Source organism: Lewinella sp. (assembly GCF_050633125.1).
Taxonomy (GTDB): Bacteria; Bacteroidota; Bacteroidia; order Chitinophagales; family Saprospiraceae; genus Lewinella.
Map to the genome: position 1 here is coordinate 1 of NZ_JBOEFX010000074.1, position 25,196 is coordinate 25,196.

The window sequence follows — 25,196 nt, forward strand, 5'->3', positions numbered from 1 at the left end:
ATTGGGCTGGCGTTCAGGCAACGGGTGGGTCCCCTCCCAAGGGGATCTTGAGTCTGGCTTAGTTTATATGGTTGATATTCAGTGTGTTGTTTGGTTTTTTTGTGAGTCTTATAGAGGCTTCTTCTTCAGATATGTGGCGCTTACATCAACTGTGTACTTAGTTGTATGGATACGAGTCACAGTGCAAAACAGTGAGCAAAAAGGCTCAATTAAAGTTCATTTATCTGGCCTAGCTTGAATGCAGTATACAAACCAAAAAGGAGGTATAAAATTAATACTCCTAAGATTATCAAGAATACTGTTTTCCACATTTTATCCATCGTCCTTAATTTATCATCTTCTCATTTGATCGCTTCCAGGCCAACGTAGGTTGCCCTTACGTCGCTGTATCTCTAAAACCTCGCTCAGTAAAAATACAACGGTAAGTATAGTTCTCCAATAATATCGACTTCACCCTATCGTCAGCTTTGAAACTATATCTACAATAGACAAAGTAGTAAAAAACATACTCTCTGTATATTTGCTCGAATATGCTCTTGTATTTCACCTTTCAACTCCAATAACACGCCCTGTGATGAATGAAAAATTATCGATATTTTGTACGTTTTTACTGCTCATTGCAATCATCTCTCAAGGGATTGGACAAACCCTCACGATTCCAAATATTCCCGAGATCACCAGCGGGAATATTGGGTATGTCCAGAAAGAGAAGAAAACCGAAGCTTACTACTTCTTGTCCGTAAATGAAGCCAGTAAAAGTAAAGGCGATGAGTTGATGGATCACCTGCTTACCATTGTGGATGTGGACCTTCAACCAGTGCTGACCTATAACATCCGGTTGGGGGAGAAATCTTTTATTAAAGGTATCGCTCAACAGGATGACCATTTCGGAATCGTATTTGCTGATGACGATGAAGAGCAACAATGGCTGGAAATTATCGATAAAGCAGGCCAAAAGCTAAGATCTGCTGAGTTGATTTTTCCTAATTATCATAAAAAAAAAGTCCCAGAGGATCATCATCTTATCCAACAACCTCCAATTGCCGGAGTAGCTGGTGGTTTCATCGTTCATCAACATACTGCACCCAACTTCCGTATCAAAGGTTGGCGCGAGCACCAGGTGCTTTTCTTCTCGCTGGAAGATCCCGCCAAGGATTGGGCCAGTAGCAAAATCCAATTAGAGGACCGCGATTATTGGGGAAGCCATTTGTGGTCCAACGATACCTTGGTGTTGAGTAATCAAATAGCTCAGGGATTCAATATCTCAGGAAATTATGCAGTGATGGAATCGCAAATACAAGCGCATGATTTGCGAACTGGCGAGCTACGCTTTACCTACAAGTTACGGGGTGCAAAAGAAGCCCCTCGTTTGGCCTGGGCTACCGAGGATGAGTTTGCAATAGTAGGCTTGGTGTATGGAGGAGAGAGCAAAGCACAACTGGTCTCGAACAGTTACAGCGTATACGAAGCTCGTTTCAACAGTAAGGGACGTCATTTGAAGACCTATACAATGGATTACTATAAAGACATACCAGCACTGATTGGTAAAGAGATTCAGGACGAAAAAGCGGGTATAGAAGGAATTGGCTATTTGTATTTTCACCAAATTAATCGCTTGCCCAACGGCCAGCTCGTATTAAACTTGGAGAGCTTTGATCTTGAGTTCAGAGGCCATATCAATGATGGTTTGGTTTGCATCATGGAAAGCGATTTGACGCTCAAGTCTGTCGAACGGATTCCCAAAAAGCCCCACGGTGTTTTTTACAATATAAATGCGCGGAAGATAGAGTATAGAATGACGGCTCATCCAACTTCCTGGGAGAGACCGTATGCTATAGACCATGGACATGGTAATTATCTAGTTCCTTCCAAACACACAAGGGTCAATCCTTTTGAGCCAGTACCAAGGCTATCAAACAAATATTTCGACTTCATTTTCCAAACCATAGATGACACAGGAGCCGTCACCTTTTCCTATTTCGATCAGGAAAAAACGGATGAGTCCAAAACCAATATCCGCTTAACAACATTAACGGACGATGAATTCTCTTTGCAGGAAATCGCCTTGCCTCACGGCGAGCGGAAATACTTTATCTGGCCTAACGCCAATGGGAAAATTACCATCCTTACCCACGATAAAAAAGAAAACACACTAGAAGTCGTTATCATGTGATCGTGAAGGAAATAGCGTCCTTCACATTCCCTACCTTTGCCTCCTTCTACTCCAACGAATGTCTAGTAAGCTATGACCACGAACTTGCCCGCCGATACTTTCCGTGATCTTGAGGAAGTTATTGCCCTCGTAAAAATCCACTACGGCCTCACCGTTACCGCCCGCCCCCTCGCCGGCGAGGTCGACCTCAACTTCTACCTCCAAACCCCGGCGGGGGAGGAGTATACCCTCAAAATCAGCCGCAGCGGAGCGGCACGGGCAACGTTGGAGTTTCAGGTCGCTATATTGGAGCACCTCAACAAACAGAAGCTCCCTTGGTCTGTACCACGCATGATTCCCAGCCTGTCAGGCAAGCACCTGTTGGAGGTGACGAGCGAGGAAGGCAACGCTCACTTCGTCCGCCTTCAATCCTGGGTGAGCGGGCGCTTACTGGATGATATCAATCCCCGCAGCCCGGAACTGCTCCACCAATGGGGAGCTGCCTGCGGGCTGCTCAATGGTGCCCTCTCCGGTTTCGATCATCCCGAGGCACATCGTTTCTATAAATGGGACCCCAGCCAGACCCTGTTCTCTCAACAATACCTGCCTCTTTTTGTGACAGAGGCACAACAAGAAATCGCCAGCTACTTTTGGGATAGGTTTGAAAAAAACACTCAGCCCAAGTTGGCGTCACTCCGCACGACAATCAATTACAATGATGCTCACGAGCTGAACCTCCTGGTCAATGATGAAGGGGAGTATCCCATCATCTGCGGCGTGATCGACTTTGGGGATGCACTCCATACACACCTCATCAACGAGTTGGCCATCGCCTGCGCCTACGGCGCGATGGGTCTGCCTGATCCGCTCACTGCGGCCTGCCAGCTCACCAAGGGCTTTCACGAGATACAGCCGCTTGCGGAGGAGGAAGTAGAGGTGCTTTTCGATATGATTGCTGCTCGCTTGCTTATTACCGTCGCTTCAGCGGCCCACAATCAGCAAGCAGAACCGGACAACAGCTACTTGCAAATCAGTGCCCAACCAGCTTGGGAAGTATTGCAAAAATGGCGAAAGATTCCCCCAGCCTTGGCCCATTATCGCTTGCGGGAAGCCTGCGGCTGGGAGCCCGTTCCGCAAAGGGAAAAATTCAATCAGTGGTTAGCGACCTCTCCTTCCTTCGTTCCTCTCATGCCTTGGGCAGGAAAGTCTACAATACCTTTAGATTTAAGCGTTGGTAGCCTGGATTTAGGCAATAACGAAAACTTCCTCACCATCAAGTCTTTTGCCAAAACGGTAGACCGGATACTGGCGGAAGCCGAAGCCGATTTGGGGGTTGGAGGCTATGCGGAAGTGCGCCCTTTTTATACGACCGATGCTTACCAAGTCATGGGCAATGCCGGTGCCCAGTGGCGAACCGTCCACCTGGGCTTGGATGTTTGGTGTGCTGCCGAAACGCCGGTCTTTGCACCCTTATCGGGCACTGTTTTTAGCATTGCCGATAATGCAGGCGAACGCGACTATGGCCCTACCATTATTCTCGAACACAAAGTCAGTAATTCACTCACGTTTTATACGCTTTATGGTCACCTCAGCCGTTTGTCATTGGCGAATATCAAAGCCGGACAAACAGTAGCCGCTGGCCAACAAATCGCTACCATCGGCCCTGCGCCTGAAAACGGCAACTGGCCACCGCATCTCCATTTTCAAATTATTCTCGATCTGCTAGATAATGAGCAGGATTTCCCTGGCGTCGCCTATCCCGACGAAAGGGCTACCTGGCTGAGCAATTGCCCCGATCCACAGTTGTTTTATCTGGATTTGCCCCAATGGCCCAAAACAACCTTGTCAGTAAACGAGATCTTACCTATTCGCCAGCAAAAGTTGGGCCGTAGCCTGAGTATTTCCTATCAGCAACCTTTACATATCGTCCGTGGTTTTGGGGCTTACCTTTACGATACCGATGCCCGCCGCTACCTCGATACCGTCAACAATGTGGCTCATGTCGGGCATGAGCACCCCAAGGTTGTGCGTGCTGCGCAGCGCCAGCAGGCTGTTCTCAATACCAATACCCGCTATTTGCACCCCAATTTGGTGCAGTTTGCCCAAGAATTAACCGCTACCATGCCCGAAGAATTATCGGTGGTGCATTTCGTCAATTCTGGTAGCGAAGCCAATGAGTTGGCGCTACGTATGGCCAAAACATGGTCACAGCAGCAAGATATGATCGCTATAGAGGTTGGCTATCACGGCAACACTGGGGCCTGTATTGACATCAGCAGTTACAAGTTTGATGGCCATGGTGGCCAGGGGGCTCCTTTGCATACCCATATCGTACCCATGCCGGACACTTTTCGTGGGCGCTACCGTGATCCGCATACAGCGGGCCAGCTGTACGCCAATCATATTCAGGAGGCCATTCATCAGGTACAATCTAAGGGGCGTAACATTGCCGGCTTCATTGCCGAGAGCATTCTCAGTTGTGGTGGGCAGATCGTTTTGCCGCAAGGCTACCTCTCCGCAGCTTACCAAATGGTGCGCGCCGCCGGAGGCTTGTGTATCGCCGACGAAGTTCAGGTAGGTTTCGGTAGGGTAGGGCAGCACTTCTGGGGTTTTCAGCTGCAAGGTGTCGTGCCAGACATTGTTACGTTGGGCAAACCCATTGGCAATGGTCATCCGCTGGCGGCGGTGGTTACTACACCAGCAGTAGCGGAAACTTTTGCTAATGGCATGGAGTTTTTCAACACTTTCGGCGGCAACCCCGTCTCCTGTGCCATCGGTCGTGCGGTGTTGGAGGTCATCAAGACAGAAAACCTTCAGGACAACGCTGAGCAGGTAGGCACTCATCTACGGCAAGGGTTACTCGCGTTACAACAGGACTTTCCGATCATCGGCGATGTTCGCGGCCCCGGCTTTTTTCAAGGTATCGAGCTGATCACAGACCCGGAAACGCAGGCACCCGCAGCCCAGCAAGCCAGCCACTTGGCAAATCGTATGCGCCAACGAGGCATCCTCATGAGCACCGATGGCCCCTTACATAATGTGTTGAAAATTAAACCACCAATGTGTTTTTCTCAAGAAAATGCAGATTTCCTTTTAGAGAATATGCGCGTCGTACTGCAAGAGAACAAGATGCAGGTGTAAAATGCCTGTTATGGGCCCTGCCTTCGTCCCTCGCGGTCCTGGGCACCAGGCTGTCTGTCCCTGCGGTCCGCCCATCCTTGGTCCTTGGTCGCTCCGCGCCCCGCGCTTCAGGCTCCGCCTTGCGCGCCAAATCTCTACGGGCCACGGCCCGCCCATGTACCTCGCTGGCGGGGTCGACTCGCAAAGCCGGGGGTGGGTAACCGCTCTGATGGAGGTGGCCCAGAGGGTAGGAGGTGGGTTCTCCATTTGAATAATATGTTCGTAAAGCCCGGGTTGTAGCCTGTCTTTGACGCCCTATCTCTTTAATAATTTTGCGCCAATTGTATGATCGCACGCTGCGGTTAGGACACATTTCAATTATGTAGGCTTGTCGTAGTCTCCAGACTACGATACCTTATCTTTCTGGTCTTCTGACCAGCGTAAAATGGGCTAATCTTGATTACTGGTCGGAAGACCAGCTTCCTATAATCCCGACCAAGAAGGTCGGGGTAGTTCGGAAACTAACATGAGCGATGACGTTATAAATTAACATTTTTGTCAATATTCCACATCATAGAGGTGTTTTTTTAGATGTGTCCCAATCGTATGATCGCACTGGTACGATTGGCGCAAAAATCGGCTGTATGATTGCATTGGTGCGATCAACTCTCTTCTCTATGCCTTGAGCTCACCCCGCGAAGTGGGAGGGTAGCGGCAGGCTCAATTCCCGAATAACTGATGCGGAAGGCAGCGCCTGAAGCTCGGCGGACGGAGGAGCAGGCCAAAGGATAGGAGCTGCTCCGTAGGGGCGGGTTTCAAGCCCGCACTCACGGAGCAGCGGATAGCCTGGTGCCGTAGGGGCGTTTGCCCAGCAACGCCACTACCGGCATGGCCCAAAAAAATCAATACAAAACTTGCTTGTTTCCACAATTTCCGTTCCCCAAAAGACAAATCTCCCCTTTGTGTATTGAAGACCCGCCACAATTGTTTTAGCTTCGCATTTGTAAACAGCTACAGCCTGTTACCTCCCGACGCCAAATATTATCAACTATTCATTATATGACTAAGACTAGTATGGTCTTGCTGATGGCAGGACTTTTGTGGGCTAATTTGGCCCTCGCTCAAAACAACACTTCTGCTCAAAAAATTGATGCTACCGTAGAGCAGACCTATGCGGAATATCTAGGGCATATTCCAGCAGTGAGGACCTTGATTCCGGTGCCTGCAACCGATCCGGAACGCCGGAAAATGGGTAAGAAACCTCGTTCGGTACCCAAGAACTTTCAAGGACGTGGTAAGCAAGCCGTCCTCTTTCCTGAGCGACAATACATTGGGCCTGATCTTATCCGACAAACCAGTATTACCGGAGGGACTAATTTCGCAGAGCCTTTGGTAAATATCAATGGCCTTGTTACAGGCTCTTCGCCGCATGATCCGTCCGGAGATGTGGGCCGCAACCACTACCTTCAGGCTGTAAATGCTACTCAATTGGGCGTTTACGATAAGGAAGGAAATATTATCACTTCTTTTGCTGCCAATACTATTTGGAGTAGCATTGGTTTCTCGTCAGCAGGTGACCCTATTGTTCTTTATGATCAAGAGGCAGAGCGTTGGTTGATTACAGAATTTCCCAATGGTAACCGCCTCTTAGTAGCTATTTCTGCTACGGATGATCCGCTAGGAGAGTGGGATGCCTATAGCTTTTCTACTCCCAGTTTTCCCGATTACCCTAAGTATGGTATTTGGGGCAATGCTTATTCGGTAACAACCAATGAAGGCGGAACGAATACGCTGCATGCTTACTTTATTGATCGGCAAGCAATCTTGGATGGTGCTGCTATGGTTCCTATTCAGCGGATAGGCCTACCCGGTACAGGGAATACAGAATCTGGTTTCACTGTTGCTACACCAGTAGATTGGACAGGGCCAGATCAACCTAGTGATGAGCCATTGATTGTTACCCTTAACGATTCTTCCTGGAGTGGCAATGAAGAGGATGCGATTGAGGTGTACAGCATCAAACTCAATTGGGATGATCCTGACCTGACCGAGGTTACCAATACCAGTGTTGTGACGAGCCCCTACGATGCGTACGCTTGTGCCGCTGCAGGTGGTGGTTTTGCTTGTATCCCGCAGCTGGGCGGCAATGGCTTGGACGGTATTCCGGAAGTTATCATGAACCAGACAATCTATCGCAATTTTGGCGATTACGAAACGATGGTAATGAACTTTATGACCGATGTTGATGGTAATGAACTTTCTGGGATTCGTTGGACGGAAATTCGTCGTTACCCAGGCGAAGATTGGGCTGTTTATCAAGAAGGAACCTGGGCACCAGATGATGGCCTGCACCGCTTTATGGGAGGTATAGCCATGGACAGCGACGGCAATATCGGCTTGGCGTACAACGTGAGTAGCGAAGACACTTACGTAGGTGTCCGCTTTACTGGCCGCCGTGCAAACGACCCGTTAGGAGAAATGACCTTTGAGGAATATAATGTCGTAGATGGGCAGAGCACTATTAATTCAGGAACTCGCTTTGGCGATTATGCACACATGTCTATTGATCCTATCAATGATCGTACTTTTTGGTATACTACCGAATACGCTGGCCCTAATGGTTCACGTACCCGTATTGTAGCTTTTGATTTACGCAAGGATACCACGGATCTTACCCCGTTGGCATTGAGCAGTCCGCTGACGGCTCCTGACCTTACGGCTACGGAGACTATCCAAATGGAAGTCATCAATCAAGGCTTAGATACCTTGGAAAACTTTAGTGTTGGCTATGTTTTTAATGGCAATGCTGCTGTGATTGATACCCTGATGCTCACGCTGTTTCCTGACAGTACATATGTGCATACCTTCGGAACAACGGAAGATTTATCCTTAGTTGGTGATTATCCCTTCACAATATTCGTGCATACCGAAGGAGATGACCAACCTCGTAACGACACACTTGACGTTGTTGTGAGCCATTTGCCACGCCTTGATGCAGCTATAACAGGTATTAATACCAATGCTGGAATATCCTGTGGTAGTGAGGTTACGGTTCAGTTGGTACTTACTAATCTGGGAACAGACACTTTAACCAGTTCGTTGGTTACTCCTGTTTTAAATGGCACAGCACTTGATCCTATCATGTGGGAAGGAGCCCTTGCCAGCGGCGAGTTTACCATTATCAATCTTACGATTACGACTGCTATTAATGGACTCAATACCTTGGATGTAGCGGCTACGATGCCTAATGGTTCGCCAGATCAACGTCCAGAGAATGATGGCTTTAGCCGTGATTTTGAGGCACTCCTAAATGGTATTCAGGCCACATTGAGTATCCTTACAGATGAATACCCTGATGAAACTACTTGGGAGTTGGCTAATGAAAATGGAGAAGTCCTTTACGAAGGTGGTCCTTATTCAGAGGAGTCTACGCTGGAGACCGAAAGATTATGCCTTGACCCCGACGCCTGTTATGTCTTTACGATGTTCGATTCTTATGGTGATGGTATCTGCTGCCAGTACGGACAAGGCAATTATGAAATTACTGATGAAGAAGGCTTGCCTTTATTGACCAGCGATGGCAATTTTGGCTTTAGCGAAACTAATAATTTCTGTGCCACCTATGTCTGTACCCTTTCCGGTGATGTGGAGGTCGCACCAACCTCGGCACCAGGAGTTGAAGATGGCACTATCTTAATTATCGCTTCAGATGGTGTTGGCCCTTTTGAATACAGTGTCGATGGTGGCATGACTTTTCAAGAAGAGAATTTCTTCACAGGCTTAGCAGCGGGTGATTACGAGATAGTGATCTTGAGTGCGGGTGATTGTTCTTACACCGAAATGGCGACTATTGCTAGCTGTACGTTAGAGTTTTCTACTGCTACCGTAATGGGAGAATCCGAAGTGGGAGCAAGTGATGGGCAGATTGAAGTATTGGTCGTGAACGGTGTGCCACCTTATACCTACCAATTGGGCAACAATAGCCAAGATCAGCCATTATTTGATAACCTGAGCGCTGGTGACTACATGCTGACGATTGAGGATGCACTTGGTTGCTCTGTGGATGTAAGCATCATGCTAGATGTGATTATCTCCACCGATAACCTAACCACGATTTCAGGAACTCCGATCTTGGTTTACCCTAACCCAACGGAGGGCGTCTTCCAAATTGAACTTCCTGGATTGGAGACCAATACTATTTTCCTGCCTGTACAGGTGTATGATGGAAAAGGTAGCCTCTTGTACCAGTCGCAACTGACCCAGTATGATGGCCGCTACATTGGCTCTCTTTCGCTTTATGCTTACCCGGATGGTGTGTATTTTGTACGCTTCCTCGACGATCGTGTAGCACGGTTGGTACGTATTGTGAAGCAGTAAAAGGGCGTTCTTCTATCATTCTTTGCCTTGAACGGGAAAGATGAAAAGAAGTATTAGGAAAGCCGCTGAAGCGTTATTCTTCAGCGGCTTTTTTATTTACACAGATTTAATAGCAGTAAAAATCTGCCTGATCCGTTAAACGCTGAGGAGCTTGCGACGATCACCGTAGGTAATCTGTGTTCTATCCTACCTTGGTAGACTATAAATACCCCGCTCCCATTTTAGTGCGCTTGCTTTTATTTGTATAAATACATTGATGTATTCACACAAGGTTGTAGATCGCCACTAACTAATCGTCTCCTCAGGAAGTCATTTTTGTCTCTGTACGCTTAGTGCCTAGTGGCGACTTTACTAACACGAGTCTCTTTACGACTTTAGAGCGTTGGCCAATAAGCCTCACCCCTCCAAGATCTTCTTCTGTAGTACAATTTGCCCCAAATGATAATATCCATGCTCAATCATGGCATCAATATTACGTTCGTAGGTGCCGTATTCTTCTTTCACGAATGGGGCTTGCAATTGTTGTTGGGTCAATTGTTCGACTTTGATGGCAAACTGTTCAGCATTTTGCCACGCCTTATTGAGTAGTGCCTCCCATTCGCTTTGAGATTGGATGGGTGGGGCGTCAAAACTGTATTTGTCTCTAATATCCAGTGTGCCTCCTTCGAGTACCTGAAGCACGCCTGCTACATAGTAGTTCATGTGAAAGACAAGAAGGGCTATAGTGTTTAATTTTCCGACAGGAGTAGTAGCTAGTTTCCAGTCCATATCCTCCACTTCGGCTTTTAGGTTCGTTTTTGCGATCCAGTCGCCGTTGAGGTATACTTCGCGAAATTGTTTTGCAAGCTGGGTTGGTGAAGCCATGATTGTCTGGAATATCTAGTTAGTTGATCATTGTTTAACGGATGTTGACGTTTAATCAGCCTTTTTACAAATCGCTACACCAGAGTCAGAAAAGGCCCTTGCTGTAAGGTATTCAAAAGGAATAACGACATCGCCCTGCAAATTAAGGTAACCCATTTTACCCTCTTTTTCAAAAGGACAGAGTCCATAAGGAAAGCGTAAGTCGGGAACGTTTTTGTAACTGAACGGAATGAGGGTTTCTCCTTGTTTATCAATAACACCATATGCACCATTATTTTTGGCCAAGGAATATGTTTGGCCATTTCGAAACCTCTCAATATACTCAAATATAAATGGAATAACTACTTTTCCGACGGTATCCAATGCGCCATAATGATCACCTTTACGGGCGATGATAATGCCATCACTATCGGCACCGATGGAATGGTAGACTATGGGGATGATAACATTTTTATTAGCATCGAGCACTCCGTTGTAGCCATTTTTAACGACTCTTGATCGCCCATTTTCTAGTGCGCTAATAACGTCATACTGTGGCTTGATGACCACTTCTCCAAGGCGATTACGAAAACCGATAAGCTCGTTTTCTTTGAATTGAGCCAACCCATCTTCCGAAAAACCAGTTAGAAGATTCCATCCTGTAATATTTATTACAGCTGCTAGTTTTCGGTCGCGATACACTTCCTCTTGTTGATTGCGTGTATACACCAAACCATTATTGAAATATCCTGCACGTTGAAATTGACAGGCGATAACTTCCTCTCCTGTACTATTAACAAAACCGAATAATCCGTTTTTTCTTACACGAAGCAGCCCTTCTGAAAAGGTGCCTATTTCACTATATTTAATCGATGTTATTTGATTTCCTTGCCTATCAATTAAGCCATGTTTACCTTGTTGATTTACTTTGAATAAGTCATTCATATACAAGTGTGAACCAGCCTGCTCATAAATGCAGGGGATGATGAGTTGCCCTTGGTTGTTTACTACGCCATATCGTAGGCCTTCCTCCGTGTTTTTTCCTACCCAGGCTAGGCTGTCAATAAAAGGATTACAGCGATCATAGGTCACCGAAACCTTAATTGTACCACTGGTGTCTATGTAGCCACATTTTTGTCCTGTAGAATAGGTTGCCATGCCTTGGTCAAAGCTGGATATATGGGGGGTGTCGAAAGGAATGATGAGTGTTCCTTGTGTGTCAAAAACACCTGTAAGGCCATCTTTATAAGCAACGATCCTGTTGTCGAATGGGTGACTGAGAGAAGTATACTCAAAAGGAATAACGACTTGGCCCGTCGTATCAATGAGACCGAAGCTTCCTGATTGAGAAAGTGCTACTATTGGTTGTAACAATAGGCCTAATAAGAACATTCCCGCTAGGAAATATGGATTGTACATAGCAAATGATTGACCAAAGATGTTTCAAAGATAGAAAAGAAGGTTTTGTTTCCTCGTTTCCATCAATCACGATGTTTGTCTATCAAATAGGAGACTGAATGTTATGTGATAGCGTATAGGCTTAGCGATTAATAACCTTAGGTAAAGTTACTTTGAAAACAGTCCCTTCGCCAATCTTAGTATCAAAATCTATCGTCCCTTCTGCTTGCTCAATGATGGCTTTGCACATGGCCAGTCCTAGCCCCATACCAGATGATTTGGTAGTGAAGTTGGGTTGGAATATTTTTGATTGGATATGTGGAGGAATCCCCGTTCCGTTATCGGTTATCGTCAATTGATGAAAATCAACCAAAGCTTCCAACCGGATATCAATATGTGGTGCTTGTTGGTCATGAAGGGCCTGGTCGGCATTTCTGATTAAATTATTGAGAACTCTAAGTAACTGATCTCTATCTGCAAATACCATGGCTGGTGTTTCAGGCAGGCTTAGCGAAAGTTGGCCGCTGGTTTTACCTGCGGAATGAAGATCGTAGGCCGATTGCACCAGTTTGCAGAGATCAAAAGTGGTAGCATTGGCTTCGGGGAGACGGGCAAAACTGCTGAATTCGGTAGCGATAAGCGCCAGGCCGTCAATTTGTTCAATGATCGAACCCGCAACCCTCTTGCTCCATTCCCTCGCTCTTTCGGGATCTTCTTTCTCCAGACGCAAAAGTTGCTGCAGCTGAAGCTTCATTGGTGTAAGAGGATTCTTTATTTCATGGGCAACTTGTTTGGCCATTTCCCGCCAGGCACTCTCTCGTTCTGTTGCGGCCAATTTAGCAGCACTCTTGTCGAGGTCGACAATCATTTGATTGTAATTAGCTACGAGTTTTCCTATTTCGTCTTCGCGAGGCCACTGTAGAGGTTCATTGTTTTGCAACCTGGTGTCTCCTAGTTTTTTGCCTATTTGTACGATAGGGTCACTGATACTATTGGCCAAAATAATTCCCAAGGCACCTGCAATCAGTAAGAGGAAGATATACAAACTCAGCAGCTGCTCTAGCCAACTGCTCAAAAACTCTGGTTGGTCTTTGAAAAAGTCAATGGTAAACCAAGCTACGAGAATGAGTGCGACCAGTGCTATTACAAAGAAAGACAACTGTACCCTTACCTTGAGGGAACTTGGCCCAAAAAGAGGTAATAGCCATTTTTTAAAAGGATACCCCAACCACCATGCAAAACCACGTAGACAGAGGCAGTAAGTGAGTCCGAATAGAAAAAGCACAGAAGTTAAAGCCAAAGGAGGGCGAAAACCTGCGGCTTTTCTTCCTACAATGACGTAGTCTTGTCCGTTTTGCTGGCGGTAAACCCAGTCGTTTCTTTCCTTGGTGCTGTGTAATTGGCCGGTTCCTGCTGGGATATTCTGTAATTCATCGGGCAATAAGGCTGGAGCAGAAGTAGGGGAGAGGGTATCCCATTGAAACTCTAGGTGATATTGTCGGGTGGAATCAGGCGCTCCTGCTCGAACAATATCTTGGGCAATAGCTTCATGGGTTTGTTGATCAATACTAAGACTGCGTTGATAAGAAAACGCAGCCAGTAATAAACTGATAAGTAACAGCCAAACCAATAACCAGGTCATGCTGGTACGGTCGTTTTCCAGATAAATATCGAGCGTAATAAGGTAGATGATCAGGCTTAAGAAAAGGGGCAGGAATTGCATTCCCAATGGAGGGAGATAAGCCACTAGGGCTATCGACAAACTAGCACCTATCAACAATAATAATCGTACCCGCCGATCAGGGAAATACCCTTGTAATAGTTGAATCTTTCGTAAACTCAATAGCCAAATACCAAGCATCAAAGGAATCAGGGATAGGATGTTGCCCCAAACGGTGAGCGGTAAATCAGTGAGGTGGAGAAAGCCCCGCCATCCCGTAGACGACCGGGTGGCCCATTGTGTTGCAACAAGGAGGGCCAGTAGTGCGCCTCCAGCAATGAATCCAGGGATTGTTTTTTTCCATTTTTTTCCCTCGTCCTTAAGTGGCTTGTCGAGTAGAGGAATACTAACGAGGCTAAGTAAGTGGCCTGAAAACCAAAATAGGATAGGCAGGTATTGCCGGGCAAGGAGATAACTTCCCAACGCGCCAAGTGCAATTAAGAGCCAGGATAGAATTTGTCGATTTAATGACGACCTCAGGGGAAGGCCCATAAAGGAAATGGATTGATTATGATGGTGTACGAAAGAACGCTAATTTTGTTGGAATTACTCACATATATTAGGTAAAAGACGGCTTTCTTAACTTTCAAAGTTGTTATCTTTCGCTTATGTTGACAGCAATAATAATTGAAGACCAGCCAGCAGCCGAAAAGCAATTGCGGCAATATTTACAAGCTCACTGTCCGGAAGTGGAGGTGTTGGCTTCTGCCGATACCGTTGTTCAAGGAGCTAAACTCCTCAGGCAACTTCAGCCTGACCTTCTTTTTCTGGATATTGAACTCCCTGATGGTACCGGGTTCGATCTCTTGGATATTATGGGCGAGTGGCCGGGTAATGTGATCTTTACTACAGGCTTAAATGACCAAGCCATTCGTGCCTTCCGGTATGCAGCGATCGATTATCTGTTGAAACCTATCGATTCTGAATTACTAAAAGAAGCGGTAGGAAAAGCCGAACAACAATTAGGTAGGCAGCAGCCCCAACGGCAATTGTTACAATTGGCAGGTAAAGCTGGACCTACTTTACCTCAACGATTAGCCCTTCATGCTCAAGATCGTATTCAGCTAGTAGAAATCAAAGAAATTATTCGCTTGGAAGCTGAAAGTAATTACACCAATTTTCACCTCTCTAAACAGAAGCCTATTCTGGTAGGCAAAACCTTAAAAAGCTTTACTGACTTATTGGAGGAGCATGACTTCCTCCGGGTACACCAGTCTCATTTGGTAAACCCGCAGTTTATTACGGATTTTATCAAAACCGATGGCGGCTATCTGCTTTTGAATGAAGGAACAAAGATTCCTGTGAGTGTTCGACGCAAAGCCTTGGTGATGGAGTACATTTCTAAATTGGGCTAGCCCAGTGCCTTTTTGAAACTATTATTACTAAGCGTATTTTCATTTTTTGTGTGAAAGGTTGATCTTTGTGGCCACAAAAACAGGAAACTATGCTTAAAGGTATTTTTTTGACAACTACGATGTCGATTTTGGTGACCGCTAGTGCTCAGGTTAATATTCCACTGCAGCAAGCACAGGTCGATGTTGTTTACCTTGCTTCCGATTACCTGGAAGGCCGGGAGACGGGATTAAAAGGCGAGCTTATGGCAGCCGAATACATTGCTTGGCGGTTTGCACAAATAGGTTTGGAACCCAAAGGGGATAACGGTAGTTGGTACCACGAGTTTGAGTTGACCTACAAGTCTAACCCTCACGCGGAAACTGGTGAAGAAAGAATTGGCCGCAACGTAGTCGCATATCTTGATAATGGTGCGGAAAATACAATAGTTATCGGAGCGCATTATGACCACCTTGGATATGGAGAATTTGGTTCGCTACATGCAGGTGAGCCTGCTATTCATAATGGTGCTGATGACAACGCTAGCGGGATCGCCGCTCTCCTTTATCTTGCTAGCCGTTTGAAAGATAACAGCGCCGCAGGAAATAACAATTACCTCTTTATGGGCTTTTCCGGGGAAGAACTGGGGCTGGTAGGCTCTAAAAAATGGGTAGCTTCCCCTACCATTGACCTTGGTACTGTCAACTATATGTTGAATATGGATATGGTGGGTCGATTGAATGAGGAGAAAGTAATGGTGGTCAATGGTGTGGGAACGTCTCCATCACTTACTCCCGCTTTGGAAAAGGTAAAAGTTGGTGGTATTAGTATCAAAACTACCGAATCGGGAGTAGGTGCTTCTGATCATACCTCTTTTTATCTGCAAAATATTCCTGTACTGCACTTCTTTTCTGGCCAACACAGCGACTATCACAAACCTGCTGATGACCCTGCTACAATCAATTATTCTGGAATATTGTCTATCAGTGATTACATGCTGGCACTGATCGAAAAACTGGATAGCGAAGGCCGTCTTGAGTTTACGGAAACAAAGAATGAAGACAATGGGCGCTCGGCAGCTAGTTTCAAAGTAACGCTGGGAGTAATGCCCGATTATGTCTACGGAGGCACCGGAATGCGTATCGACAGCGCTATTGAGGGCCGCCCTGGTCAGGTAGCTGGACTAAAAGGCGGTGATGTTATTATGCAGATCGGAGATGTAGAAGTAAAGGATATTTACGACTACATGGAAGGTCTTGCCAAGTTCAAGAAAGGAGAGTCTACAAACGTGAAAATCTTACGTGGCGAGGAAGAAATGGAAGTAGAAGTAACGTTTTAAACGGATTTCACCACATAGACACATAGTTTGACTTTTCGGGGTTCGCATTGTTTTAAAAAACGCTATGTGTCTATGTGGTAAAAAATGATGTAATCAGAAAATTAAAACCCATTCACGCCATTTACCGTCGTGTATTTAAAGCTCAGCTTCTGATCAGGATAAATGTATTTAAAAGCTGATTGTACGGCGAGGGTTCCTTCGTGAAAACCACAAAGGATCAGTTTCAATTTCCCAGTATAAGTATTGATATCACCAACGGCATAAATACCCGGCACACCGGTGCTATAATCCTCCGTGTTGACAACGATAGCATTCTTTTCAACGGTGAGCCCCCAGTCTCCAATAGGGCCGATTTTTGGTGATAAACCAAATAAAGGGATAAAGTGATCGGTAGCTTTGACCAATTCTCCTTGCTCTTTATGCTTGATGACCACATCTGTCAATTGGCCATTACCACGTAATCCAATTGCTTGGGCATTGGTGAGCAATGAAATTTTCCCGGCTTGCGCCAGATCATGTACTTTCTCCACGCTGTCCAGTGCTCCACGGAATTCTGTGCGACGATGAATGAGTGTGACTTCTTCCGCGACATCTGCCAAAAAGATAGTCCAATCAAGGGCCGAATCACCACCTCCTGCAATAACTACTCGCTTGTCGCGGTAAAGTTCTGGATCACGAATGATGTACTCCACACCTTTGTCTTCAAATAGCTCTAGGTTGTCCATAGGCGGCTTGCGCGGCTCAAAGGAGCCAAGCCCACCAGCGATGGTGATGACGGGGGCTTCTATTTGTGTCCCCCTGCTAGTCGTAACCCGATACATCTTATCGCCTACCTTTTCAATCTTTTCGGCGCGTTCACCTAAGGTGAAGCCTGGTTTGAAGGGAGCAATTTGCTCCATCAGGTTGTCCACCAGTTCACCAGCTAAAATAGAGGGGAAGCCGGGTATGTCGTAGATAGGCTTTTTGGGATAAATCTCCGACAATTGCCCGCCTACCTGAGGTAAAGCATCAACCAGATGGCATTTAAGCTTTAGTAGTCCAGCTTCAAATACGGTAAATAAACCTACGGGGCCAGCGCCAATAATAAGTATGTCTGTCTTAATCATTCCTTCTACTTTGGGGGTGCAAAGGTACATAGTACTTGACCTTTCTGTGTAATGAAGCGGTAAGTATTGCGCAAAATTAATAGTCAGCTTCTTCTTTTAGAGTGATCTTTGTTACTGTTTAGTAATAAAAAAAGCCGCCTCCGTAATTACAGAGGCGGCTTAAGCACTTTTCCTTTCTAAGAAGAGAAGGTATTATTTCCGCTTAATGACTTTCATGGTACGGATGTCTGTTTCTCCAAGACGCAGACGCACAAGGTACGCACCGGCTGGGTAGTCGCTGAAGTCGAGTTGCAGTTGTTGCTGGCCATTCGTTACTTCAACACTTGCCATCTTCTTACCGCTAACGGCAAAAATTTCTAGCAAAACATCTTGAGCATCAAACGTTTCAAAGATTTCCAAGTTTAATATATCCTCTACAGGGTTAGGGTAGAGCATGGCAATTTTGGAATCTGTGAATAGAACAACTTCTTCAGTATTGGAATAAACCGTATTACTAAATTCGTCTTCTACTTCTACTCGGTAGTAGTTAAGTCCACGCTTAGGAGTTTGGCTGTAATGTTCAAAGAACAGTACACCATTAAGCTGACGCATAGGCTCTGTAACTGTAGCAATCCGCTCAAAATCTACACCATTATTGGAGTGCTCTATGTGGTATTGCAAACCAGGAATATTGGCGTTCATTTCCCATGATACCATAACATCACCTGCATCAGGGTTCATTATTTCCGTATCAATCACTAATCCTTGGCTACAAGTTGTAGGCGAAGTAGTGATGGTAATGGTCTTGTAAGCATAGGCAGTACAACCTTCGTGGGTCACAATAAGCTCTACTTGGAAAATACCAACATTACTCCAGGTAACCGTAGCACTTGGGCCATTTACAGTTGCAGGTGTTGCACCTCCAGTGAAGTTCCAGGTAACTTGAGAACCAGGCTCCAAATCTTCCGCAACGAAAGTTGTTGGTTCATTCCAACATACTAAACCAGGACCATTGATGATGGCTTCTGTTTCGTCACCAACTTCAACGACGAGAATGTTAGATTCAAGGAAAGGACCACAATTTTCTGTCCGTGCACAACGAGCAAAATACGTTGTGTAAAATACCGGTCCTGGATCGTAGGTTGGCGAGTTGGAGTTGTCAATTGGTGTCCAATACTGGATTGGAGTACCCGGTAAGCCATTGGTATACATCCACATATACTCAATAGGTCCATCACCACCAGTAGCTTCTGATAGGGAAACAAAAGCTTCAGGATCATTACCAGGAGCACAGAGGTACTGGTCGTAACCAATTGCACCAGGGTGAGTGATGTTCACACACTCAGGGCAGAGGCCAAAGTCAAAGCTGAGGTTCGTTTCGTACGGATCGAGATGGAAAAATTCGGTCATTAAAGTTGCCGGATTCACATCGCTGTCCACTTCGTCGTTACCACCTTGATTAGGAGCTGTTGGCTCATAGCCAGGTACAGCACCAAAGGTAATCTTGTAGTTACCAGGAGGCACCGTAAAGCTGTAGTTGCCATTAGCATCAGTAAAGGTGGTCATGTTTACGTTAGGGTCCAAAAATTCGGCAGTACCAGTGATGGTCACTTCTACACCGGGAACACCAGGTTCGTTACCTCCCTGGATACCGTCACAGTTGAGGTCAAGCCAAACACGATCACCAACGGTTGCCAGACAGTCTTCTGTAATATCAAACTGAGTAACCACAGTGGCTTCACATTCTTCTGGATTAACTGGTATTAAGGTAGCCACTAATTCGTAGCTTCCGGAATTGAGTGCAATAGGATCAATGGTAGTACTAATCATGCCATTGATTGTAAAGATCATATTACCGGGAACATTTGGATTAGCGCCTAATTCAATTGGAGCATCAGCTAAACACAGAGTAGTTGGTGGCAACTCGTCGATGTTTAACGTTGGATACTCACAAGTATTTGTGATGGATAGGGTATCGAAGTCATTAGTGGTAACCACCGAATAAGTGATTTCATCTACCAAACGGAAGGTGAATTCATAAACACCAGGCTCTACTTCGGTCATCACCTGTGGGTAGGTAATTAATACCGGAGCTACTGGAGGTTCACCATTAATAGCTTCATACATCCCCGCACCGTCAATGATAGTCCAGGTCTCATTTGGATAACTATATACGGTAAAGGTCTCTGTAAATTGACCATTGTCTTCTGTCGTCGAGTTGTTAAGACATTGGCAGGGGTCACCGATTACACCATTAGGTGGAACGTAGATTCCGCCATCAACGGTTAGGTCAATCTCTCCGGGGTCAAGAACGTAGACACCGGTCATACCGTTCATGCCAGGCACGATGTCGCTGTCCAGTGCATCATCGCCTTGGTCAGAAGCAGTGTAGTCGAAACCGTCAGGAATAACAAATTGGATAGAGTAGCTGCCAGGGTCAAGACCGAGGAAGTAATACTCGCCATCATCGTTGGTAACAGTAGTAGCAATAACTACTCCGTTTTCATCTTTAAGGTTAACGGTTACTCCGGGAACAGCAGGTTCGTTATCGTCTTGCTGGCCATCGTGGTCAATGTCTTCCCATACGTAGTTACCTATACCGGCTAATGCTTCTAGCGTAGCAGAGCAAGTTGTTTGACAACCATTAGCGTCAGTGACGGTTACGTCGTAGGTGCCAGGAGCCAGATCGGTGATTGTTTGTGTAGTAGCACCGTTACTCCAGCTATAGGTGAATGGAGCCGTACCACTGGAAACATCTACCATCAAAACACCATTGTTCCCGAGTGTAGAAGCTTGGACTTCGGTTACGGAACAAGAAGGTGCAGGGAAGGTCGTTACAGCAGCGAAAGCTGTTTGTTCACAGCCATTTGCATCGGTGACGGTTACGCCGTAGGTACCAGGAGCGAGGTTGGAAACGGTAGCGGTAGTAGCACCATTGCTCCAGAGGTAGGTGTAAGCAGGTGTGCCACCAGACACATTCGCTACCAGGATTCCTTGGTTAACATTGCTACAGGTTCCACTGTTTTGAGTGACATTTACCACTAAAGGCGTTGGCTCTGTGATCATAATGCTATTGGTCGCCTGACAGCCATTGGCATCAGTAACCGTAACATCGTAATTGCCACCAGAAAGACCACTAATGGTTTGACTGGTTTGGCCATTACTCCACGCATAAATGTAAGGAGCTGTTCCGCCACTTGGTGTAGCTGTTGCACTACCATTGGCATCGCCAGCACAGTCAAGGTTTACACCGTTGACGTTAGCGATCAATAGGGTAGGTTCTGTAATGATGACACTAGCTGTTGCAGAACATTCGTTAGCATCAATCACGGTTACAGTATACGTACCCGGAGCCAAATCGGTGATCATTTGCGTTGTTCCACCATTGTTCCAGTTGTAGGCGAAAGGAGCTTGTCCACCGGTGGTAACAACATTGGCTGTGCCATCATTGTCACCAAAACAAGTTACCATTGTGCCAATAACATCTGCGGTAAAGCCTGCTGTTTGGGTAACTTCTGTACTGCGAATGGCTTCACAGCCACTAGCATCAGTTACGGTCACAGTGTATACACCAGCCGTGAGGTTAGTAATGGTAGGGCCATTCTGGCCGTTACTCCATGCAAAAGTATAAGGAGCTGTGCCATTACTAGCACTTGCTGTAATTGCACCAACAGGGGCAGTTGTACATTCAAGGTTAGTTACATTGAAGTCAATGTCAATGGCAGGAAGTTCGCTTACGATGATTGCGGAAACTACTTCTGAACATCCATTGGCATCTGTAACTGTTACACTATAGGAGCCAGCAATTAAGTTGATCGCTGACTGTGTCGTTTGACCGTCACTCCATAAATAAGTGTACATGCCAGTTCCTCCAGCTACAATTGCCGTAGCTGTACCGGTAGCTGTACCACCACAAGTAATGGTAGGAGCTGTAACGTTTACGTTTAGGGCTGGTGGATCACTAAGGGTAACGCTAGCCACCGTTGTACAAAGATTTGCATCGGTGACGGTTACGGTGTAGGCTCCAGCAGCTAAACCATTGATAGTACTTGTGATACCACCATTGCTCCAATTGTATAGATAGGGGGGGGTACCTCCATTGCCAGTAACAGTAGCAGATCCATTACTGTCACCAGGACAGGCAGGGTCATTGCCGTTGGCTACAGCAGTGAGTACTTGAGGTTGATCTACAGTAACATTTGTTTCCACTACACAGCCATTGGCTTCTGTGACAGTTACGCTGTAGACACCAGCAGTGAGACCAGTAATTTCGTCAGAAGTTTGTCCGTTGCTCCATAGGTAAGTATACGGCATAGAACCACCAGAAGTAATTGCTAAAACACTTCCGTTGTTATCTCCAAAGCAAAGTGCATCACGAGGAATCAGGTTGACACCAAAATCACTGATAACGGTGATCGTAATGCTTGCTTCTCCGGTACAATCGTTAGCGTCTGTTACGGTCACAGAATAGGTGCCACTAACAAGGTTGGTGACGTTTTCGGTAGTTGCACCAGTACTCCAGTTATAAGTGAATGGACCAACACCACCTGTAACGATGGTTCCGGCAAAACCGGAATCTTCCGTTCCACAAACAATTGTTTCACCAGTGATGAGGACGTCAATTTCCTGGGCTTGGGTGATGGTAATACTTGCGACAGCTTCACATTCATTGACATCAGTAGCTGTAACGGTGTATGTTCCTGCTGGAAGTCCGGTGATGGTTGCACCAGTTTCACCAGTGCTCCATGCGTAGCTATAGCCAGGGCTGCCGCCCGTTGCTGTAGCAGTAAGGGAAGCGTCAGATGCTCCGAAACAGTTTTCCGGATTAGTCGCCTGAATGCTAACCTGTAGCGCAGGTGGTGCAGTAACGGTGAAAGAGCTTTGTGCTGTACATCCGTTGGCATCCGTAATGACAACGGTGTAAAGACCAGCAGCAAGGTCATTGATCATTTGCGTATTGGCTCCATTGTTCCAGGCAAAAGAATAAGGTGCATCGCCTCCAGTAGGGAAAGCAGTAGCTGATCCTGTATTTTCTCCTGCACAAAGCACGCCTGATCCGGTAACTGTTACAGCAAGATCATCAATAACGTTGATGAAGATAGATTGGGTATCAGAACAGCCCGTGGCATCTGTCACCGTAACGGTATAAGTTCCTTCTGTTAGTCCGCTGATACCAGCAGAAGTTGCGCCAGTACTCCAAAGAAAAGAGAAGGGGGGCGTACCACTGGTAGGTGTAGCAAAAGCAGAACCAGTGTTACCAGCTCCACAAACGGTATTCGTTCCTGTTAAGGTGAAAGTTACACCTGGTGATTGTTGGATGGTAATGGAAGCAATATCCGTACAACCATTAGCATCGGTAACGATGACAGAATAGTTACCAGCGCTTAGTCCGCTAACCGTAGGGCCAGTTGCGCCAGTACTCCAGTTGAAGTTGAAAGGAGCTGTGCCGCCAGTGACAAAAGCCGTGGCAGTGCCCGCCGTGCTACCTGGGCATAAAATTTGCGTACCTGTTATATTTACAAATACATCAGGAGGAGCTACCAGGGTGGTACTAGCCGATGTAAGACAGCCGTTTCCGTTGCTTACTGTTACGGAATAAGTACCTGCTCCGAGGTTACTAATTGTTTGTGTGTTAGCTCCCGTATTCCAGATGAAAGTGAAAGGACCGGTACCTTGGGTTATAATAGCTGTAGCAGAACCATTATTCACACCACAAGTGTTAGGGTTGTTACCTGCTGCAACGACTGTAAAGGCAGGCGCTTCAGGTACGTTCACAACGGTTGTGGCTACACAACCAGCAGCATCAGTAACGGTAACGGTGTAATTACCAGGAGCGGCATTCATTACTACTTGTTGGGTAGCACCGTTACTCCATTGGTAAACGTAAGGCATTACTCCGCCTTGCGGATTGGCAGTAGCAAATCCATCATTGGCATCCGGGCAGGTTTCTGGTGTTCCAAGGCCTCCTAGGGTAAGATTTGAGTTGTTGGTTAAATTAATGGCGGCAGTTTGTACACAGCCATTGTCATCAACAACAGTTAGAATATAAGTGCCAGCACTTAGGTTGAATAAGTTTGGCGTATTCGCTCCTGTATTCCATGAAAGGCTATAAGGGGGAGTGCCTCCACTGATGGAAGAGGTAACGCTACCATTGGTATCTCCAAGACAATTGGGGTTATTACCTGTAAGGTTAATAACGATAGGAGGCGGTTGATTGACAAAACCACTTGCGGTGTCTGTACACCCATTGGCATCTGTAAGTGTAACGGTGTAGGTACCAGCACTTAGGCCGAAAATAGTTTGTCCACTAGCACCATTGCTCCAAGCATAAGTATATGGAGGTTGACCATTGGATGGAAATGCAGTGAGAGAGCCATCGTTTCCTCCTGGACATGTAACACTGCCAGTATTAACATTTACGGATGGCGGGTTGACGTCGACGGTAATACAAGTAACCGGGCCACATAAGTGACTGTCTACAATGGTTACACAATATTGCCCACTGGTCACATTCGTGATCGTTTGAGTCATAGCACCGGTACTCCAATTGTAAGTGTAAGGTGGAACACCTCCTACGGGATTGGCGGTAATAGTAAAGGGATCACTACAAAGGTCATCAGCGGTGAGGGTTGCTGTTACCTGAGTGGGCTGATTTACAACTACACTGTTAACGATAGATTGAGCAGCGGCGTCTGTTACGGTTACAAAGTAAGTGCCAGCTGCAAGGCCATTAATAGTGGCACCAGTGTCTCCATTACTCCATTGATAGGAATATTCGGGAACTCCGCCACTAGCAGTAGCGGTTACACTGCCGTTGGGCAGCCCGAAACAATAAGCGTCGGTAACAGAAAAAGATACTTGCAATTGTGCGTGCAGGGAAGTGCTCCCGCCCAGGCAAAGCGCTAACAGAAGCATCCAGAAGGGCAGTAAGCTTGATAAAGCTTGTTTCCAGGGTAGCTGTTTAGTCATGGTAGATTAATGATTTATTTTTTAAATACTCCAACCTTCTGATGAGTAACATCAGTGATAAGGGCAGCTGTTCGCAACTGCCAGTTAAAAATGTAAGCACAGAAACTCCGACTAAGCCGGAGGCAAGTAGGTAAGGGAAAATAACGGTGGGGAAGATGAGACAACTAACGTTGTTCCATGTAGCCACAAATTAACAAAAAATTTGACGACTATTCAACGTATTTGTCACAATAAAAAAAATTATCATATGGATTAAAACAAAAGAGTCGTGCTGTCAAAGACAACACGACCTGCTAATAACAAATTATAATCCCATGATTTTTAAGGCTTGGCAGCCATATATTTTAGCGCACGAAATAGTTTCGTGTCATCTTTACTTTTTTAGCAAAGAGCGTTTTTAGTAGATAATGTAGTGTGTGGAATAGTTGCTGAAAGCAGTATTAAAACTGCAAAAAGATCTATTTTATTGCGATCTCTACAAAACAAACAAAATCAACGGGAGAAAAGTTTCGCTAGGGAAAAAGTGAGTCGCATCACTCTCCCCAGGTGATACGACTCAAATACTTATAATCCCATGAACATTTGCGAATATATAACAGTCGAAACTGTTTTTTTATCTTTGGTATTCTCTTAGTGTGAGTGTCTGATTTGGAATTTGGTGTAGTAAGTCAGATTTAATCCCTTTCATCTGACTTACTACTCACAAATTAATATCCCAAATACTTTTCCAAGTTTGAAAGTTGATTCGTTTATCAACGTTTCCTTTGTTTGACATTACAATAATGAGGATAAATAATGCCTAGGACAAAGACAAAAAACGTTATTTGTGATTTTTTTCAACAGGTATATTGGTTTTAATTT

At 45.9% G+C, this 25,196-nt stretch carries 11 protein-coding genes; 6 read left to right on the forward strand and 5 right to left on the reverse strand.

Going from position 1 to position 25,196, the window contains the following annotated elements; all coding sequences use genetic code 11:
• The 4 genes from ACRBG0_RS15985 to ACRBG0_RS16000 all read left to right on the forward strand — a co-directional run.
• Positions 1-238, forward strand: a 238-nt coding sequence (locus ACRBG0_RS15985; RefSeq protein WP_431487872.1) for a hypothetical protein, incomplete at its 5' end; no start/stop codon positions are given.
• A 336-nt stretch (positions 239-574) separates the two neighbouring features.
• Positions 575-2,173 (forward strand): hypothetical protein, encoded by a 1,599-nt coding sequence (locus ACRBG0_RS15990; RefSeq protein WP_431487873.1) that lies wholly within the window; start codon positions 575-577, stop codon positions 2,171-2,173.
• Positions 2,174-2,245: 72 nt separating this feature from the next.
• Positions 2,246-5,293, forward strand: coding sequence for an aminotransferase class III-fold pyridoxal phosphate-dependent enzyme (locus tag ACRBG0_RS15995; RefSeq protein ID WP_431487874.1), 3,048 nt, complete (start codon positions 2,246-2,248; stop codon positions 5,291-5,293).
• Positions 5,294-6,331: 1,038 nt separating this feature from the next.
• Positions 6,332-9,649 carry a T9SS type A sorting domain-containing protein gene (locus ACRBG0_RS16000; protein ID WP_431487875.1) on the forward strand — a complete coding sequence of 1,106 codons (3,318 nt, stop codon included), beginning with the start codon at positions 6,332-6,334 and terminating at the stop codon, positions 9,647-9,649.
• Positions 9,650-10,045: 396 nt separating this feature from the next.
• On the opposite strand, the gene ACRBG0_RS16005 is transcribed toward ACRBG0_RS16000, so the two are convergent.
• The 3 genes from ACRBG0_RS16005 to ACRBG0_RS16015 form a co-directional block, all read right to left on the reverse strand.
• On the reverse strand, positions 10,046-10,513 hold the full coding sequence (locus tag ACRBG0_RS16005; protein WP_431487876.1) for a DinB family protein: 468 nt from the start codon (positions 10,511-10,513) through the stop codon (positions 10,046-10,048).
• 51 nt (positions 10,514-10,564) lie between these two features.
• Positions 10,565-11,911 (reverse strand): WG repeat-containing protein, encoded by a 1,347-nt coding sequence (locus tag ACRBG0_RS16010; protein ID WP_431487877.1) that lies wholly within the window; start codon positions 11,909-11,911, stop codon positions 10,565-10,567.
• 121 nt (positions 11,912-12,032) lie between these two features.
• Positions 12,033-14,102: an ATP-binding protein gene (locus ACRBG0_RS16015; RefSeq protein ID WP_431487878.1), complete on the reverse strand. Its 2,070-nt coding sequence runs from the start codon at positions 14,100-14,102 to the stop codon at positions 12,033-12,035.
• Positions 14,103-14,218: 116 nt separating this feature from the next.
• Between ACRBG0_RS16015 and ACRBG0_RS16020 the strand changes: the two genes are divergently transcribed.
• A complete protein-coding gene (locus ACRBG0_RS16020; RefSeq protein WP_431487879.1) occupies positions 14,219-14,965 on the forward strand; it encodes a LytR/AlgR family response regulator transcription factor in 747 nt (248 codons plus the stop codon).
• Between the two features lie 89 nt (positions 14,966-15,054).
• Entirely contained in the window at positions 15,055-16,281 is a 1,227-nt protein-coding gene (locus ACRBG0_RS16025; protein ID WP_431487880.1) for a M20/M25/M40 family metallo-hydrolase, read from the forward strand.
• Between the two features lie 101 nt (positions 16,282-16,382).
• Here the strand turns inward: ACRBG0_RS16025 and ACRBG0_RS16030 are convergent, their stop codons facing one another.
• A complete protein-coding gene (locus tag ACRBG0_RS16030) occupies positions 16,383-17,387 on the reverse strand; it encodes an NAD(P)/FAD-dependent oxidoreductase (RefSeq protein ID WP_431487881.1) in 1,005 nt (334 codons plus the stop codon).
• 192 nt (positions 17,388-17,579) lie between these two features.
• Positions 17,580-24,335, reverse strand: coding sequence for an SdrD B-like domain-containing protein (locus ACRBG0_RS16035; RefSeq protein ID WP_431487882.1), 6,756 nt, complete (start codon positions 24,333-24,335; stop codon positions 17,580-17,582).
• Between the last annotated feature and the right edge of the window lie 861 nt (positions 24,336-25,196).

Coding starts and splice junctions, on each gene's coding strand:
- ACRBG0_RS16000 (WP_431487875.1), top strand. CDS start 6,332: ATGACTAAGACTAGTATGGTCTTGCTGATGGCAGGACTTTTGTGGGCT.
- ACRBG0_RS16005 (WP_431487876.1), bottom strand. CDS start 10,513: ATGGCTTCACCAACCCAGCTTGCAAAACAATTTCGCGAAGTATACCTC.
- ACRBG0_RS16030 (WP_431487881.1), bottom strand. CDS start 17,387: ATGATTAAGACAGACATACTTATTATTGGCGCTGGCCCCGTAGGTTTA.
- ACRBG0_RS15990 (WP_431487873.1), top strand. CDS start 575: ATGAATGAAAAATTATCGATATTTTGTACGTTTTTACTGCTCATTGCA.
- ACRBG0_RS16010 (WP_431487877.1), bottom strand. CDS start 11,911: ATGTACAATCCATATTTCCTAGCGGGAATGTTCTTATTAGGCCTATTG.
- ACRBG0_RS16025 (WP_431487880.1), top strand. CDS start 15,055: ATGCTTAAAGGTATTTTTTTGACAACTACGATGTCGATTTTGGTGACC.
- ACRBG0_RS16015 (WP_431487878.1), bottom strand. CDS start 14,102: ATGGGCCTTCCCCTGAGGTCGTCATTAAATCGACAAATTCTATCCTGG.
- ACRBG0_RS16035 (WP_431487882.1), bottom strand. CDS start 24,335: ATGACTAAACAGCTACCCTGGAAACAAGCTTTATCAAGCTTACTGCCC.
- ACRBG0_RS15995 (WP_431487874.1), top strand. CDS start 2,246: ATGACCACGAACTTGCCCGCCGATACTTTCCGTGATCTTGAGGAAGTT.
- ACRBG0_RS16020 (WP_431487879.1), top strand. CDS start 14,219: ATGTTGACAGCAATAATAATTGAAGACCAGCCAGCAGCCGAAAAGCAA.